This is a genomic window from Bacillus sp. AFS029637 (genome assembly GCF_002584985.1).
Lineage (GTDB): Bacteria > Bacillota > Bacilli > Bacillales > Bacillaceae_G > Bacillus_A.
In genome coordinates this window covers 104837-121089 of record NZ_NUPZ01000001.1, presented here as the reverse complement: position 1 = coordinate 121089, position 16253 = coordinate 104837, and the positions used below count along the sequence as shown (strand labels likewise).

Below are 16253 nucleotides of genomic sequence, written 5' to 3'. Positions count from 1 at the left end.
TCAATAAAATATATTTGTCTTCTTATCTTGATATATTTTCCAAGAAGATACATATAGTATTGAAAAAACAGAGAAGGAGCAACTTCTCTGTTTATTTTTGTATATTTTTTTCAACTTGTTCTCGAACAGTTTGAATGTAATTCATTTTATGATCCCAACATTCTTGGCTTAAATCGACAGGGTACTCTTCGGGATTTAAAGTTCGCATATATTCTTCCCAAAATAGCGCGAGGCTCTGTTCGTTATATTTTTGAATATCTAATATGCTCGGTAATTCGTATGTTCGTTTGCCGTTCACGAAAATATCTTTATGCAGTTCACATGCTTCAAAGTTTGTAACGAATTTACTTATATATGTGTGAACCGGATGAAACATTTTTAATCGTTCTTCTTTTCCAGGTTCTTCAGCATCCAATGCAATATAATCGCCTTCTGCATGATTATTAACTCGGTTGATAATACGATAAATTCGTTTCAGCCCTGGAGTAGTAATCTTTTCTGGGTTAGATGAAATTTTAATCGTATCATTTAAGGTTCCGTCAGTATCTTCAATCGCAACTAGTTTATAGACAGCTCCTAATGCTGGTTGTTCGAAGGACGTAATTAATTTCGTTCCAACACCCCATACGTCTATTTTTGCACCTTGAGATTTAAGGTGCATAATCGTGTATTCATCTAAATCGCTAGAAGCAATAATTTTTGTATTTGTAAACCCAGCTTCATCTAGTAGTTTTCTTGCTTTTTTAGATAAATAAGCCATATCACCACTATCAAGACGAATACCATAGAAATCGATGCGATCTCCGAATTCTTTCGCAACACGAATTGCATTTGGAACACCTGATTTTAAAGTGTCGTATGTATCAACAAGAAACACACACTTTTTATGTGTCTCAGCATATTTTTTAAATGCAACATATTCATCGCGATATGCTTGAACGAAAGAGTGGGCATGAGTACCCGATACAGGGATGCCAAAACGTTTTCCTGCACGAACGTTACTTGTAGATGAAAACCCACCAATAAAGGCCGCTCGTGTACCCCAAAGGGCAGCATCAAACTCATGGGCACGTCTTGTGCCGAACTCTAAAAGTTCATCATTATTTGCAGCATGCTTCATACGAGCTGCTTTTGTTGCGATTAATGTTTGGTAATTCACAATGTTTAAGAGCGCAGTTTCAATAATTTGTGCTTCGCCGAGCGGTGCATCAACACGTAATAAAGGCTCATTATTAAAAACAACTTCACCTTCTTGCATACTACGAATCGTCCCAGTAAATTTCATATTTTGTAAATAATGAAGAAATTCTTCTTCAAATTGTAATTCTGCTAAATAAGCGATATCACTTTCGGTAAAACTGAAATTTTCTATGTACTCTACAATTTTCTCAAGACCAGCAAAAACAGCATAACCGTTTTCGAATGGAAGTTTTCGAAAATATAAATCGAACACGGAACGGCGATTATGAATACCATCTTTCCAATATGTATAAGCCATATTGATTTGATATAAATCTGTATGTAAGGCATAACTATCGTCTTTATAATAAGTCATCGCGAAAACACCTCCATAATTTGGTTATAGTATACCAATTTTTCCCCGTTCGTAGCAAAGAAGGAATATTAAAATGAAGTCAAGAGAGAAGAAAATGAAATAATACATATTTTTTGGAAAATTATAATTTATCAATTTATATTTCGCTAGATTTTATGTATTATTAGAGTAATGGGGGTAATGAGAATGGAGGAGGACAATGCAACAAACATTAGAAAAAATAGGCAAACAAGTCTTTTACAAACGGCTACAGCAAAAAATGACACAAGAAGAATTATGTCAGGGCATTTGTTCTGTCTCATATTTAAGTAAAATAGAAAATGGAAAGATTGAAGCATCAGAAGAAATTTTACAATTGCTCTGCGCAAGGTTAGAAATTGCTGTGACGGATTTGAGAGATGTAGAGGAAGATGTGAAGGGGAAGCTGGATGAATGGTTGAACGCACTTGTTCGTTTGGACAAGGCACAGGTTGAACGTATATATAATGAATTGCAAGAAGATATGCAACATGTTTTAGATTTTGAAATTATAAATTATTATAAACTACTTAATATACGTTATTTACTAATAAAAAGGGATTTTACGGAAATTTCAGCAGAGCTGGATAAACTTAAGAAGGCATATAAGAAATTTTCGCCTTTTCAGAAGTTGTTGTATACGTATAGTAAGGGATTATTATGCTGTTTACAATATAAGTGGAAAAAAGGATTAAGTTATTTATTAGAGACAGAAATCATGGCAAAAGAGCTAGGGTATCATGAGACTGGAATTTATTATAATATCGCCCTTACTTATAGTCATTTGGAAATCCAACATCTTACGTTGCATTTTGCAAATATTGCACTAGAGGCATTTAGAAATGAGTATAAATTTCGGAATGTGATAAACTGTCAAATTCTCATTGCATTAAGTTATGCAGAACAAGGGCAATATGAAGAAGCTTTAGGAATGTATGAGAATATACTGAGGGAATCAGAGGCTTTTGCAGATAAAGACGTTTTAATGGCTATCACTTTAAGTAATATCGGGAACATATACTATAAAAAGAAAAAATATAATCAAGCGAAAGATTATTATTTAGAGAGTTTGCAACTTCAAAAACAAATAGATTTAAATTATATAGACACATTATATGAAATCGCATTAGCATATATTAAATTAGAGCAGTTTGAAGAAGCAAGAGAATGGATTAATAAAGGTATTAGCTCTGCTAAGCCAGAAGAGAGATTTAATACAAAATTGTATTTACTTCTTATGCTTAAATATAAGTATTTTGAAGAAGCGCAAGAGTATAAACAATTTTTGGAATTAGAAGCTATTCCGTTTTATAAATCAGCGGGCAATAAAATAGAATTGAAGAAAGTATATGTGGAGCTTGCTGAATACTTTTCTAAATCATTACAATTTGAGCAAAGTAATCACTATTATAAGTTAGTTATTGAAATGTTAGAAAATCATAAGGAGGATGAAAAATGAAAAAAACATTAGCTGGAATTTTAGCGGTTGCAGTAGTACTTACAATTGTCGGTGGAGTGCAGTATACGAGTAAACCGGATACTTATGGATTAGATTCTCATGTATCACAAACTGTAAATGCATAATATTGAAAAACCCCTTTCNNGAAAGGGGTTTTTCAATATTTGCTCCCCAAAATTCTACAAAACTTGAGAAATAAATTAATTGAATTTTTAGTATATTAATAATGAAAACATAATGCTAATATGAAACTACTCTTTTTCAAAAAAATTTTTTATTAGGGGGAAGGTTCATGAAAAAGAAGAGTTTAGCTTTAGTGTTAGCGGCAGGAATGGCAGTTACAACGTTTGGAGGGACAGGCTCTGCATTTGCAGATTCTAAAAATGTTCTCTCTACGAAGAAGTATAATGAGACAGTACAGTCACCGGAGTTTATTTCTGGGGATCTAACTGGAGCGACTAATAAAAAAGCGGAATCTGTTGTGTTTGATTATTTAAACGCAGCAAAAGGTGATTACAAGCTAGGAGAAAAGAGTGCGCAAGATTCTTTCAAAGTGAAACAAGTGAAAAAAGATGCTGTAACTGATTCAACAGTAGTACGTATGCAACAAATTTATGAAGGAGTACCTGTATGGGGGTCTACTCAAGTAGCTCATGTAAGTAAAGACGGTTCTTTAAAAGTGTTGTCTGGAACAGTTGCACCTGATTTGGACAAAAAGGAAAAGTTGAAAAATAAAAATAAGATTGAAGGCGCAAAAGCAATTGAAATCGCGCAGCAAGATTTAGGGGTAACACCGAAATATGAGATCGAACCAAAAGCGGACTTATATGTATACCAAAACGGTGAAGAAACAACATATGCATACGTTGTAAATTTAAACTTCTTAGATCCAAGCCCAGGAAACTACTACTATTTCATTGAGGCAGACAGCGGTAAAGTTTTAAATAAATACAATAAACTTGATCATGTAAATGATGATAAGACACCGGTGAAACAAGGTGCTCCTAAACAGGATGCAAAAGCAGCTGGAAAACCTGTAACTGGAACAAATAAAGTAGGGACAGGTAAAGGGGTATTAGGTGATACAAAATCCCTTAATACAACGTTATCGGGATCGTCTTACTACTTGCAAGATAATACGCGTGGAGCAACAATCTTTACGTATGATGCGAAAAATCGTACCACGTTGCCAGGAACTTTATGGGTAGATACAGATAATGTTTTCAATGCAGCATATGATGCAGCAGCAGTTGATGCTCATTACTATGCGGGTAAAACATATGATTACTATAAAGCTACATTTAATAGAAATTCTATTAATGATGCAGGGGCACCATTGAAATCAACTGTGCATTATGGAAGAAATTATAATAATGCATTCTGGAACGGTTCACAAATGGTATACGGAGATGGTGATGGTGTAACATTTACTTCGTTATCTGGTGGAATTGATGTAATTGGGCATGAATTAACACATGCTGTTACGGAAAATAGCTCGGATTTAATTTATCAAAATGAATCAGGAGCGTTAAATGAAGCAGTTTCAGATATTTTTGGTACGTTAGTAGAGTACTATGATAATCGTAACCCGGATTGGGAAATTGGTGAAGATATTTACACGCCTGGTAAAGCGGGAGATGCGCTACGTTCTATGAGTGATCCAACGAAATACGGTGATCCAGATCATTATTCTAAGCGTTACACAGGTACTAGTGATAATGGTGGTGTTCATACAAACAGTGGCATTATTAATAAACAAGCTTATTTATTAGCAAATGGCGGTACGCATTCAGGTGTAACTGTAACTGGTATCGGAAAAGACAAATTAGGTGCAATTTATTACCGTGCAAACACGCAATATTTCACACAATCTACTACGTTTAGCCAAGCGCGTGCTGGTTTAGTACAAGCAGCAGCTGATTTATATGGTGCTAGCTCTGCGGAAGTAACAGCAGTTAAGCAATCATTTAGTGCTGTTGGTGTAAACTAAGGTTTTAAGAGATAGTTGTTAATAACATACCTCAAAAATAAAGAAGGAGCATAGGCTCCTTCTTTATTTTTTTCTCCATTTTTTCCACAAATACAACAATCCAATGCAACCTGCGATTGCTATAATCCACTTCGCTTCATTTGTCCCATTTATGACATGGTAGGCAGAATAAACTTCAATTAATAAAGCCGGTATTTTACCTATTGTGCTGGCAATACTGAAGGATAGTAATGACATTTTGCCTAGAGATGCAAATAAAGTGACGATACTGGACGGAATGAAAGGGATGAGGCGAAACGATAGAACGAGTAGAAAGGCCTCTTTACCTTCTACATAAAGGAGGCGTTCTACCTTTGGGTACTTATTTACTTTGTTGTGAGTGAATTTCTGAAGGCCTATGCGATAAATGTAAAACGAGATAATAGCCCCTAATGCTTCACCTGTGATCGAAATGATTGTCCCATTTGTTACACCAAAGAGCTGTATATTAATAGCGGTTAAAAAAATACTAGGGATAAAACCTAAAAGACTGATGATGATGTTAATTACGATACTAAGTGGAATTGCGATGGAATAATAGTCTGTTAAGAAATTTTGAATTGTTTCGGCCATTGTTTAAAATCCTTTATCTTTTTTTGCATTACACCATATTTCTATTGTATCAGCAAGTGTAAATTTACATAATGTAGAAAATGTTGATAAAAAGGCATCTTCATACCTTATATGGGTATTAGGTATATAAAATTAGGGGTATATTTAATTTCCGTGAAAAACACCTGATAAACCTTTATTTAAGGCATTTGTTAATTGTTTTGATTGGCATTTAAGTTCGGGAAATAATTTAGAAAACATAGGGGTATATTTTGTCAGGGGTCGAAAATAGTGGTTTGATGAAACTAGGGTGAGAATAGGGCAAAATAGATGAGGAATTTAAAAAATGTGTATGTTTTTTCGGTGTGAAATTGACTTTTAGTGAAGTTACGATAATAATCATGAAAGAGGTGATACGATGAAACGAATAAGTAGTCTTTTCTTGAGTAGTTTATTGGCACTAATGCTGACCTTAAGTGGATGTGCAGGAAAAGAACAAAAAACAGAGAAACAAACAGGAAATCAAGCTACATCAGTAGAAAAAATTAGTGATAATATTTTAGATGAAATGGAAGGGCCACCTAAAAATGGCCATACGATTGAAAGACATGTAGGTAAATCAGAAGAAGATTTGAAGAATCGCTTGAAGACAGATAAAGTATCAGCAGCAAGTACATACTATGACAAGGAAACAGCGACGAAAGCTGTAAAAGATAGTTTGAAGCAACATGATAAGGAAATTCAAGAGTGGTTGAAAAATTCTAAAGAGGCTCGTCTCGTATTAAATACAACTCATTCATTCCCAGTTGGAAAAACGGTAATCAAGAAAAATATGAATGTAAAAGACAAGTTAGTAAAAACAGTTACTGTTTTAGCGAGAGATAATTCAGGGGAATTAGGATATAAGATTATTACTTCTTATCCAACTGACAAATAAGAAGGGGGAGTACATATGTATACGACATTACAATACTTTCTTAAATCGTACTGTACGTTAAGTATTCATGAGGATGAAATAGCGAGCGTGATGGAAGAATTTATAGAGCAAGAAGATGAAGAGATTGTTTTGAAATTGCGCGATGAATTAGTAACTATGAAAAAAAAGAACGCGTGGGAAGAAGCGTGCGTATTAGCTGCGAAGCAAGGAAATCGTATGTGGTCTTTAGAAGAAACGAAAGATCATCTGGAAACCTTTATACTATTATTGCAAAAGAAAAAGGCGTGATCTACTCACGCCTTTTTCTTTATGCTTTTTGAAACTTGTCCGTTGGATAGTATATCAGTGTTTTGGGGCACTTTTATATACGCTTTTTGAAATTTGTCCATTGGATATTACTTCACCGTTTTGTGTTACTTTTTTATACGTAACCGCTGTGATTTTATCACCAGTATTACTAATTACTTGAGAAGAAACTTCAACATTTTTACCAGTAGGTGTACCGAAAATGCGTGTAGTAATACTGCCTCCATTTGAAAATGCTTGAATATAAATATGATTGCCTGTATTGTTTTTAAATTTTAAATCCGGACCATAATCTGCCACTGCTGCATCTTGCCCAAGTGGTAAATAATTTACGGGCATAGAATGATTGCTTCGAGAAACAATTCCTAAATCTGCCCTTAAAGCTGCGCTATATAAAGTGCTACTGACTTGGCAAACGCCTCCGCCTGCACTTTGTATAACTTTACCTTGTGAATATACTGCTGCGGATTTATAACCATGTGCAGCATCAGTGACGCCAACACGGCCATTAAAACTAAATGTTTCATCAGGCGCTACAATAACCCCGCTTAAAGTATTAGCTGACTTATTTACGTTAAAGGACTGATTGCCATTACGGCCAGCCATTGGAGTCGAGTATTCAGCGATCACTTCTTTAATCCCCATTTTCTGTATATCTTCTGTAGAGCGCTCAGGTTTTATGAGTGTAACTGGTAAAGTAACGTCTGATGTGCCAGCAGTAATAGCCTTTTTCGTTAAATCAGTTAGTTTTTCTTTATCAATTTTTTCTCCATTTTGACTTTGGCTAATATTTACGGTAGAACCTTCAACATTTAATTCTGCATTAACAGGATTTTTTAATGTTTCATTATATTTGTCCTTTATAAAACTTTCGTAAGTTGTTGTATTTAATTTCGATGTTAGTTTATAATCGCGTTTTAATTCGCCATCCTCAGCTTCTTTACGCATTTTATAACGATTAATCATATTGCCTTCTTGTTCTTTAAAAATAGTGTCGACAATTTCCTTTTCGTTATATTCCACACCTAAATCTTTCCATACATATGTTTGTTTAGCATCTTGGGATACATAGTTAAGAGATTTTTGATCTAATTCATTCACCTTTTGACTGATAATGGCTTGAATATCTGTTTTATTTTTTCCATCAAGAGAAATGCCTTCAAATGTAGTGTTTGGTAATGCGGTAGTATTTAATTGATTATTTAATGTGGATACATATTGATATCCACCAATACCACCTACACAAAGTAATATGCCACCAGCAATAGCGGAACCGATTAGTATTTTACTACTCTTCATTTGTTTCCCCCCAGAAAAATTTGTATAAATATATGTATTACATTTTTTGTATAAAAATGATGAAAATAACAGTATTTATGTCCTAGTATACTATTATTTTCACTATGTGTGTAATGTTTTTATAAAAAACGTTACATTGCTGTAACATTTGTCTTTTTTTGTCACAATATGTGTGAAAAATATGTTGAAAATTATAATAAAAAGGCTGTCTAGAAAGATCTAGCAGCCTTTTTATTATAATTTTTTATGCTCATTTTTATTCGTAACACCGAGATGTTCTTGAAGGGTTGTCGATATATCATTGACGCTTTTTTCGTCTGGAACGTAATAATAAATACCATCTATATATTTGTCAGTACCTTCTACTTGCAGTTTGTCCATGTTTAAATCTGAACCCATTGAATTTTTTGCAATTGCCATCATATCATCAAAAGTTAAATTTGTTTTTAAGTCGTTGTCGACAGCATCTAGTAGGCCACTGATTTTATTAATGGAATTAAGAGATAGTGCTTTTTCAGCGATAGCTTCTAAAACAAGTTGTTGTCGTTGACCTCGCATATAATCACTGTCGATATGGCGAGTTCTCGCTAGTGCAAGGGCTTCTTCCCCATTTAAATGTTGACGTCCTTTTTCAAGATGAATTGCATCTGCTTCGTCTTTACTATTTTGTTCTGTGAATTCAACTGGAACGTCGACAGTAATACCGCCAAGGGAATCAACAATTTTAATAAATGATTTAAAGTTGAATTTTACATAATAGTCAACTGGAACATCTAAAAAGTTCTCTACTGTATCAATCGTGCTATCTACACCACCGAATACGTGTGCATGTGTAATTTTATCGTATTTATCACGTGATTTAATGTAGACACGTGAGTCACGTGGAATGCTGACAAGCTTAACGGATTTATCATTTTTATTAATTGTTGCTAGTAATAGCGCATCCGTACGAGTTGCTGTTCCGTAATTCTTGTCCCTAATATCACTTTCGTCAACACCCATAATAAGTACGGAAATGTTATCAGTCATAGGTTTAACAGCTTTTTCACGTTTGCTGGACTTATCTCCTCGTCCTAGTTCAGCATAAGCGTTGCTTAAAACAGATTTTGCTTTACTGTATATATGGAAGGAGTAGCCTCCTGCTCCAAGTGTTACAATTAGTAATGGAATAAGAAGGAGCCAAAGTAGGCGTTTTTTCTTTGAGCGTCCTTTTTTGGCTCGTGTATCTTTGTTCATGTCGGATTTCATCATTTTTTCTCCTTTAAAACTATCAAAGTGTATACATCTAGAAGCGTGTTCAAACACATAAAAAATATTGTACGCTAAATAAAAGAGATTGTACATGTATAAAAAATAGACGTCTTGATTATGTATAAGACATCTATTCGTTATTGTATACAAAAGATAGGGATAAGAAAATGATAAAATTTTACCTAATTACAACATAATGCTTACGATAATCGCAGATAAAATACTAACGAGAGTAGCTCCGTATAGTAATTTTAAACCAAATCGTGCAACGACGTTTCCTTGCTCTTCGTTTAAGCCTTTTACCGCACCTGAAATAATCCCAATGGAAGAGAAATTGGCAAAAGAAACGAGGAAGACGGAGATTATACCAACTGTACGGGGAGAAAGGCTATTGGAAATTTTACTAAGGTCGATCATGGCTACAAACTCATTTGTTACAAGTTTCGTGGCCATAATGCTACCGGCTGTGACAATTTCAGAACTTGGTACACCGATTAGGAATGCAACAGGAGCAAATACATAGCCGATTAATTGTTGGAAAGTAATGCCGAATATAATGAGGAATAGGTCATTAATACAACTCATTAATGCGACGAATCCGATGAGCATAGCACCGACGACAATAGCTACACGAAAACCATCAAGAATGTATTCTCCAAGCATTTCAAAAAAACTTTGCTTTTCTCCTTTTATTTCCAAAATATCCTCGTCATCTTTTACGTCGTACGGATTAATGATGAGTATGATAATAAAGCCACTAAATAAATTAAGAACGAGTGCGGTTACTACATATTTAGGTTCAATCATTGTCATATAGGCACCTACGATGGACATAGATACTGTTGACATAGCAGAGGCACAAAGTGTATAAAGACGGTGTTTTGGGATTTGAGCTAATTGCTTCTTTACCGTAATAAAAACTTCTGATTGGCCGACAATGGCAGAGGCAATCGCGTTATAAGATTCTAATTTCCCAAGGCCGTTTATTTTACTAAGGAAATAACCAATCCAACGAATAAAAAACGGTAGTATTTTAAAATGTTGTAATATACCAATTAAGACGGAAATAAAGACAATTGGTAATAATACAGTAAGGAAAAATGGCATTTCGCCTTTATTTGCAAGACCGCCAAATACAAAGTTTATACCATCAGCAGCATACGCGAGTAGCTTTGTAAATAGGCTGGAAATGATTGTGATAAGCACAAGTCCGATTTCTGTATTTAATAATAAATAAGTTAAAATTAATTGTATAATAAGCATGATAAAAATCGGCTTAAATTTAATATGTTTTTTATTATTGCTAGCAATGTAGGCAAGGAAAAAAACAACGATAAGTCCGACAAAAAAAGTGATGAATTTCATAGCAAGCCCCCTAAAAAAGATATTCTGCTATATATGTTTGTCATTTCAAGGGAGAATATGCATCTTTGGTAAAGAAAGGAATAGAGAGACCATGAATATATGTAGAGTACATCACGTTGCAATTATTTGTTCGAATTATGAGGTGTCAAAGGATTTTTACACTAGAATATTAGGATTTAAAACATTAAATGAAGTATATAGAAAGGAACGAGACTCTTATAAATTAGATTTATGCGTGGGAGAGGAGTATCAAATCGAATTATTTTCCTTTCCGAGTCCGCCTGAGCGGCCAAGTTTTCCAGAAGCAGCTGGACTTAGACATTTAGCATTCGCTGTTACAAATATAGAAGAAGCTGTAAAGCATTTAAAGCAATGCGGCGTAGAGACTGAAGCGATACGTATTGATGAAATCACGGATAAAAAATTCGTCTTTTTCCAAGATCCTGATGGCTTGCCTTTAGAATTGTATGAGAGCTGAAAATTGGTGAATTTTATATAGGGTTGCTTTCAAGTAAATGAAGAAACTAAAGTGAAACTTCTTTTTAAAAGGAGGTGTAACTTTAGCTAAGAAAGCTAAAGAACATATGTGGATATTTTAAAATTATTGATGGTAGCCATTCTTATTGGATTAACAGCCTTTTTTGTGGCTGTTGAATTTGCAATTATTAAAGTACGTAGTAGTCGCATTGATCAACTCGTCAGTGAAAAAAAACGAGGAGCATTGGCAGCGAAAAAAGTAACTTCAAATTTAGATGAGTATTTATCAGCATGTCAGTTAGGGATTACGATTACTGCTTTAGGGCTCGGGTGGTTAGGGGAGCCAACCATTAAACATTTACTTGAGCCGTTATTTTTAAAATTACATTTATCTCCTGCAGTTTCCAGTACAGTCTCATTTATTATTGCCTTTGCAGTAATTACATTTTTACATGTTGTCATTGGTGAACTTGCTCCGAAGACGTTCGCTATACAAAAGGCAGAGCAAGTTAGCTTATTATTATCAAAGCCGCTTATTTATTTTTACCGGGTTATGTATCCTTTTATTTGGGCTTTAAATGGTTCAGCAAGGCTTGTAACAGGTTTATTTGGTTTGCCTCCTGCTTCTGAACATGAAGTAGCTCATTCAGAGGAAGAACTCAGATTAATTTTATCTGAAAGCTATGAGAGTGGTGAGATTAATCAACGAGAATTTAAATACGTAAATAACATTTTTGAATTTGATAATAGGGTTGCAAAAGAAATTATGGTACCTCGTACGGAGGTTGTAGGCTTATATGAAGATGAACCATTTGAAACACATATTAAAGTAATCGCACAAGAAAAGTACACGAGATATCCTGTATTTGGCGAAGATAAAGATGAAATTGTTGGAATGGTTAATGTAAAGGATTTATTTATTCGTTATATGGATGGAAATCAAGATGAGGAATGCTCGATTACACCATATACCCGTCCAGTTATTGAAGTGTTAGAAAATATCCCTATTCATGATTTATTATTACAAATGCAAAGAAGACACATTCCATTAGCTGTATTATATGATGAATATGGTGGTACAGCAGGGATTGTTACGCTAGAAGATATTTTAGAAGAAATTGTTGGAGAAATCCGAGATGAATATGATGAAGATGAACACCCACCGATAGAACATATAAGTGAAGGTTGTAAAATCGTAGAGGGGAAAGTGCTTATTAGTGAAGTGAATGATTTATTTGGCATACACTTAATCGCTGATGATGTAGATACAATTGGTGGCTGGATTATGGTACAAAAACAAATCGTTGCTGAAGGGGATGTTATTGAGAAACACGGTTTTTATTTTAAAGTCCTTGAAAAGGATATGCATCAAATTAAGCGAGTGGAAATAAAGAAAGTAGAAGAATGATTTTCTATAAACTTTAATAAAAAGGATATATAGAAAAATAAATGTTTGCGCTTTCAAAAAAGGTGCTATATAGTGAAGGTGGATACTGAAAAATTCTTCTGGATGATACTCGTTATTTAGAGGGCGAATTTTTTAGATAAGGATTTAGAATGAAAAGTATAGGTGATGAAAATGATAGCAACGAAGGATATACGTATAGAAAAAGACTTTTTAGGTGAAAAGGAAGTACCGAGTGCAGCTTATTATGGTGTACAAACATTACGCGCCGTAGAAAACTTTCCAATTACAGGATATCGCATTCATCCGTCACTCATTACAGCAATGGCAATTGTGAAAAAAGCGGCGGCACTTGCGAATATGGATACTGGTTACTTATCTAAAGATATTGGACACGAAATTGCAGAAGCAGCACAAGAAATTGTTGATGGAAAGTTCCACGATCAATTTATTGTAGACCCAATTCAGGGCGGTGCTGGAACTTCTATTAATATGAATACGAATGAAGTAATTGCTAATAGAGCACTAGAACGTATAGGATACGAAAAAGGTGAGTATGCGAAAATTAGCCCAAACACTCACGTGAACATGGCTCAATCAACAAATGATGCGTTTCCAACGGGGATTCATATTGCAACTCTTATGATGTTAGAAGAACTTCTTATTACAATGGAAGGACTTCATACTGCTTTTCGTGATAAGGCAAAAGAGTTTGATCATGTTATTAAAATGGGGCGTACGCATTTACAAGATGCAGTTCCGATTCGCCTTGGACAAGAATTTGAAGCATATAGCCGCGTGCTTGAGCGTGATATAAAAAGAATTAAGCAGTCTCGTCAACATTTATATGAAGTGAATATGGGTGCGACAGCTGTTGGTACGGGACTAAATGCAAACCCTATGTATATTGAAAAAGTGGTTAAACACTTGCGAACATTTAGCGGATTCCCACTTGTTGGTGCAGAGCATTTAGTTGATGCAACGCAAAACACAGATGCATACACAGAAGTGTCTGCAGCATTAAAAGTATGTATGATGAACATGTCTAAAATTGCAAATGATCTTCGTATTATGGCGTCTGGACCACGTGTTGGATTAGCGGAGATTCAATTGCCAGCTCGTCAGCCAGGTTCATCTATTATGCCAGGTAAAGTAAATCCAGTAATGGCAGAAGTAATTAATCAAGTTGCTTTCCAAGTAATCGGAAACGATCATACAATTTGCTTAGCTTCAGAAGCAGGGCAATTAGAGTTAAACGTAATGGAGCCTGTACTCGTATTTAATTTAATTCAATCTATCAGTATTATGAATAACGGATTCCGTGTATTCCGTGAATATTGTATTAAAGGAATTACAGCGAATGAAGAATTGCTGAAGCAATATGTTGAGAAAAGTGTTGGAATTATTACAGCGGTTAACCCTCATATCGGTTATGAAGCAGCATCTCGTATTGCGCGTGAAGCGATTGAAACAGGAAAATCTGTTAGAGAGCTATGTTTAGAACATGGTGTCCTGACAGAAGAAGAATTGGATATTATTTTAGATCCATTCGAAATGACGCATCCCGAAATTGCGGGAGCTTCGTTATTAAAGAATAAAAAAATGTAATGTGAAAAACACCGATCCATTTGGATCGGTGTTTTATTTTTAAAAGATATTAAATACAGCGTTTAATTGAAGTAAGCTAATAACTGCTAAGAAGATTAAGCTATATTTCATTGCTGTTTTAAATAAAGCAGATTCTTTACCAACTAGTCCAACTGCTGCACAAGCAACTGCTACAGATTGTGGTGAAACCATTTTTGCCATTGTACCACCTACTACGTTTAAGGCAACGAGTGTAGAAGGAACGATGTTTAACTGGTCTGCTGTTACTGCTTGAAGTGGTGCGAATAATGAACCACTTGATACTACTGAACCTGTAATGAATACGCCGATCCATCCTAAGATTGGAGAAAGAACTGGGAATGCATTACCAGTAGAAGAGAATGCAAGTCCAAGTGTAGATGACATACCAGAGTAGTTCTCTACGTAAGCTAAAGCGATAACGCTACAAATTGTATATACTGGAGCTTTTAATTCTTTCATTGTTTCAATCATTAATTCTTTAACCATTTTACCTTTTACGCGGTAAACGATAAGTGAAACGATAATTGCTAGTACGATCGCAGTAGTTGTAGAAGAGAATACATCGAATTTGAAAATCGCTGCGAACGGTGTATCTGCTTTTGTAATTGGTGTAGTTTTCATAACCACATTATGAAGACCAGGGAACTGAATGTTAAATACTAAGTTTGCTAATGCGCCATCCGGAGCAAATAAAGCTTTAATTGGTTTTAAATTAAAGACTGTTACGAATGCAGTTAAGAATACGAATGGAGACCAAGCATATAAAATTTGATTGAATGTATGAGATTCTGTTGCTTCTTGTTTTTCTTCTTTAGCAGAAGATTTTGGCTGCCAAACACGTAAGAATAATGCAAGAGAGACCATACTTACAACGGCTGCGAAAATATTAGTAAGTTCTGCTCCTAAGAAGTAAGTTACAAGGAACTGAGTAATTGCGAATGAAACACCACTTACAAGAATACCTTGCCAAGTTTCTTTAATACCTTTCATTCCATCGACCATTGAAACAAGTAAGAAAGGTAAAATAATGCTAATGAAAGGTAAAATCATAACAGTTTGACGACCAATAGTTAATGCATCAAGTTCAGTTAATTGTGCAGGTACTGTAACTGGGATACCCATAGCACCCATAGCACCACCAGCGATGTTAGCCACTAAACAAATACCTGCTGCTTTTAATGGATTAAAGCCCATACCTACAAGTAGTGCAGCTGTAATAGCAACTGGAACCCCTAGACCAGCTGCGCCTTCTAAGAAAGCACCGAAAGAATAAGCGATTAATAATACTTGTAGACGTTGATCATTTGTAATGCTTGAAATACTATCACGAATGATATTGAATTGCTCTGTTTTAACAGTTAATTTATAAAGGAAAATTGCTGCGATAACGATAGTACAAATTGGATAAAATCCAGATAAAACACCGAATCCGGCAGATGCTACAGCTACTGTTGCTGGCATTTTATAAACAAATATAGCAAGAATAATAGCGACAATCACACTGTAAAGACCAGCCATGTAACTTTTCATTTTGAGTCCCATTAAACAAATGATGAAGCAGAAAATTGGAAGTGCTGCGATTAGTGCAGATAACCAAATATTGTTTAATGGGTCATAAATTTGTGTCCAAGTACTCATAATAATGACAACTCCTATCTATTTGTATGTGAAGAAATTCACATTATTTGTGAAACTATTCACAATCAACTTACATGCTTAGTATATTCTCCTTCAACACTATTGTCAACGTAAAAAAGTATAATTATTCCATAATAGTATTAAAAGTAACATTTTGTTCATAAAGTAGACAAAAAGCGCACTCGAGTTTATTTGAGTGCGCTGTATAAATTATTTGTATATTCTTTTATCCAATAAACGCTTGATTGGTGAGGGCTAATAATCAGTGGAGGATGGGACAAACTTTATAATTGGATAGGCGGCACTGATCTGTTTGATCTAGTAAAACAGGAA

The 16253-nt window shown here is 34.7% G+C and carries 14 protein-coding genes; 8 read left to right on the top strand and 6 right to left on the bottom strand.

Features of this window, described 5'->3' with window-relative positions; all coding sequences use genetic code 11:
- Positions 1–91: 91 nt before the first annotated feature.
- Positions 92–1555 (bottom strand): nicotinate phosphoribosyltransferase, encoded by a 1464-nt coding sequence (locus tag COE49_RS00570; protein WP_088232490.1) that lies wholly within the window; start codon positions 1553–1555, stop codon positions 92–94.
- A 199-nt stretch (positions 1556–1754) separates the two neighbouring features.
- Between COE49_RS00570 and COE49_RS00565 the strand changes: the two genes are divergently transcribed.
- From COE49_RS00565 to COE49_RS00555, 3 genes are all read left to right on the top strand, one after another.
- Positions 1755–3032: a tetratricopeptide repeat protein gene (locus tag COE49_RS00565; protein WP_088232491.1), complete on the top strand. Its 1278-nt coding sequence runs from the start codon at positions 1755–1757 to the stop codon at positions 3030–3032.
- A complete protein-coding gene (locus COE49_RS00560; RefSeq protein ID WP_088232492.1) occupies positions 3029–3157 on the top strand; it encodes an NprX family peptide pheromone in 129 nt (42 codons plus the stop codon). Before COE49_RS00565 ends, COE49_RS00560 begins: the two co-directional genes overlap by 4 nt.
- A gap of 167 nt (positions 3158–3324) precedes the next feature.
- Positions 3325–5022 carry a M4 family metallopeptidase gene (locus COE49_RS00555; RefSeq protein ID WP_088232493.1) on the top strand — a complete coding sequence of 566 codons (1698 nt, stop codon included), beginning with the start codon at positions 3325–3327 and terminating at the stop codon, positions 5020–5022.
- Positions 5023–5085: 63 nt separating this feature from the next.
- Here COE49_RS00555 and COE49_RS00550 read toward each other — a convergent pair whose 3' ends face one another.
- Entirely contained in the window at positions 5086–5634 is a 549-nt protein-coding gene (locus COE49_RS00550; RefSeq protein WP_088232494.1) for a TVP38/TMEM64 family protein, read from the bottom strand.
- 397 nt (positions 5635–6031) lie between these two features.
- Between COE49_RS00550 and COE49_RS00545 the strand changes: the two genes are divergently transcribed.
- Together COE49_RS00545 and COE49_RS00540 are read left to right on the top strand one after the other, a co-directional pair.
- The gene (locus COE49_RS00545; protein ID WP_098945645.1) at positions 6032–6550 is read left to right on the top strand and encodes an RNase A-like domain-containing lipoprotein; all 519 of its coding nucleotides are present in this window, start codon (positions 6032–6034) and stop codon (positions 6548–6550) included.
- 15 nt (positions 6551–6565) lie between these two features.
- Entirely contained in the window at positions 6566–6838 is a 273-nt protein-coding gene (locus tag COE49_RS00540) for a hypothetical protein (protein WP_088232496.1), read from the top strand.
- Between the two features lie 54 nt (positions 6839–6892).
- On the opposite strand, the gene COE49_RS00535 is transcribed toward COE49_RS00540, so the two are convergent.
- The 3 genes from COE49_RS00535 to COE49_RS00525 all read right to left on the bottom strand — a co-directional run bounded on the left by COE49_RS00535 (position 6893) and on the right by COE49_RS00525 (position 10771).
- Entirely contained in the window at positions 6893–8155 is a 1263-nt protein-coding gene (locus tag COE49_RS00535) for a VanW family protein (RefSeq protein WP_088232497.1), read from the bottom strand.
- A gap of 234 nt (positions 8156–8389) precedes the next feature.
- Positions 8390–9406, bottom strand: a complete 1017-nt coding sequence (locus tag COE49_RS00530) for an LCP family protein (protein ID WP_141552070.1) — start codon at positions 9404–9406, stop codon at positions 8390–8392.
- Positions 9407–9592: 186 nt separating this feature from the next.
- Positions 9593–10771 carry a NupC/NupG family nucleoside CNT transporter gene (locus COE49_RS00525; RefSeq protein ID WP_088232499.1) on the bottom strand — a complete coding sequence of 393 codons (1179 nt, stop codon included), beginning with the start codon at positions 10769–10771 and terminating at the stop codon, positions 9593–9595.
- Between the two features lie 91 nt (positions 10772–10862).
- Between COE49_RS00525 and gloA2 the strand changes: the two genes are divergently transcribed.
- From gloA2 to aspA, 3 genes are all read left to right on the top strand, one after another.
- Positions 10863–11249, top strand: coding sequence for an SMU1112c/YaeR family gloxylase I-like metalloprotein (gloA2, locus tag COE49_RS00520; protein WP_088232500.1), 387 nt, complete (start codon positions 10863–10865; stop codon positions 11247–11249).
- Between the two features lie 108 nt (positions 11250–11357).
- The gene (locus tag COE49_RS00515; protein WP_088232501.1) at positions 11358–12656 is read left to right on the top strand and encodes a hemolysin family protein; all 1299 of its coding nucleotides are present in this window, start codon (positions 11358–11360) and stop codon (positions 12654–12656) included.
- A 171-nt stretch (positions 12657–12827) separates the two neighbouring features.
- A complete protein-coding gene (gene aspA / locus COE49_RS00510; RefSeq protein ID WP_088232502.1) occupies positions 12828–14261 on the top strand; it encodes an aspartate ammonia-lyase in 1434 nt (477 codons plus the stop codon).
- Between the two features lie 39 nt (positions 14262–14300).
- On the opposite strand, the gene COE49_RS00505 is transcribed toward aspA, so the two are convergent.
- Positions 14301–15920 carry an L-lactate permease gene (locus COE49_RS00505; RefSeq protein WP_088232503.1) on the bottom strand — a complete coding sequence of 540 codons (1620 nt, stop codon included), beginning with the start codon at positions 15918–15920 and terminating at the stop codon, positions 14301–14303.
- Positions 15921–16253: the final 333 nt, after the last annotated feature.

Bases quoted from the DNA above. Each gene is read 5' to 3' on its own strand.
- COE49_RS00550 (WP_088232494.1), bottom strand. From the start codon at position 5,634: ATGGCCGAAACAATTCAAAATTTCTTAACAGACTATTATTCCATCGCA.
- COE49_RS00530 (WP_141552070.1), bottom strand. From the start codon at position 9,406: ATGATGAAATCCGACATGAACAAAGATACACGAGCCAAAAAAGGACGC.
- COE49_RS00560 (WP_088232492.1), top strand. From the start codon at position 3,029: ATGAAAAAAACATTAGCTGGAATTTTAGCGGTTGCAGTAGTACTTACA.
- COE49_RS00540 (WP_088232496.1), top strand. From the start codon at position 6,566: ATGTATACGACATTACAATACTTTCTTAAATCGTACTGTACGTTAAGT.
- COE49_RS00545 (WP_098945645.1), top strand. From the start codon at position 6,032: ATGAAACGAATAAGTAGTCTTTTCTTGAGTAGTTTATTGGCACTAATG.
- COE49_RS00505 (WP_088232503.1), bottom strand. From the start codon at position 15,920: ATGAGTACTTGGACACAAATTTATGACCCATTAAACAATATTTGGTTA.
- COE49_RS00525 (WP_088232499.1), bottom strand. From the start codon at position 10,771: ATGAAATTCATCACTTTTTTTGTCGGACTTATCGTTGTTTTTTTCCTT.
- COE49_RS00535 (WP_088232497.1), bottom strand. From the start codon at position 8,155: ATGAAGAGTAGTAAAATACTAATCGGTTCCGCTATTGCTGGTGGCATA.
- gloA2 (WP_088232500.1), top strand. From the start codon at position 10,863: ATGAATATATGTAGAGTACATCACGTTGCAATTATTTGTTCGAATTAT.
- COE49_RS00565 (WP_088232491.1), top strand. From the start codon at position 1,755: ATGCAACAAACATTAGAAAAAATAGGCAAACAAGTCTTTTACAAACGG.
- aspA (WP_088232502.1), top strand. From the start codon at position 12,828: ATGATAGCAACGAAGGATATACGTATAGAAAAAGACTTTTTAGGTGAA.
- COE49_RS00555 (WP_088232493.1), top strand. From the start codon at position 3,325: ATGAAAAAGAAGAGTTTAGCTTTAGTGTTAGCGGCAGGAATGGCAGTT.
- COE49_RS00570 (WP_088232490.1), bottom strand. From the start codon at position 1,555: ATGACTTATTATAAAGACGATAGTTATGCCTTACATACAGATTTATAT.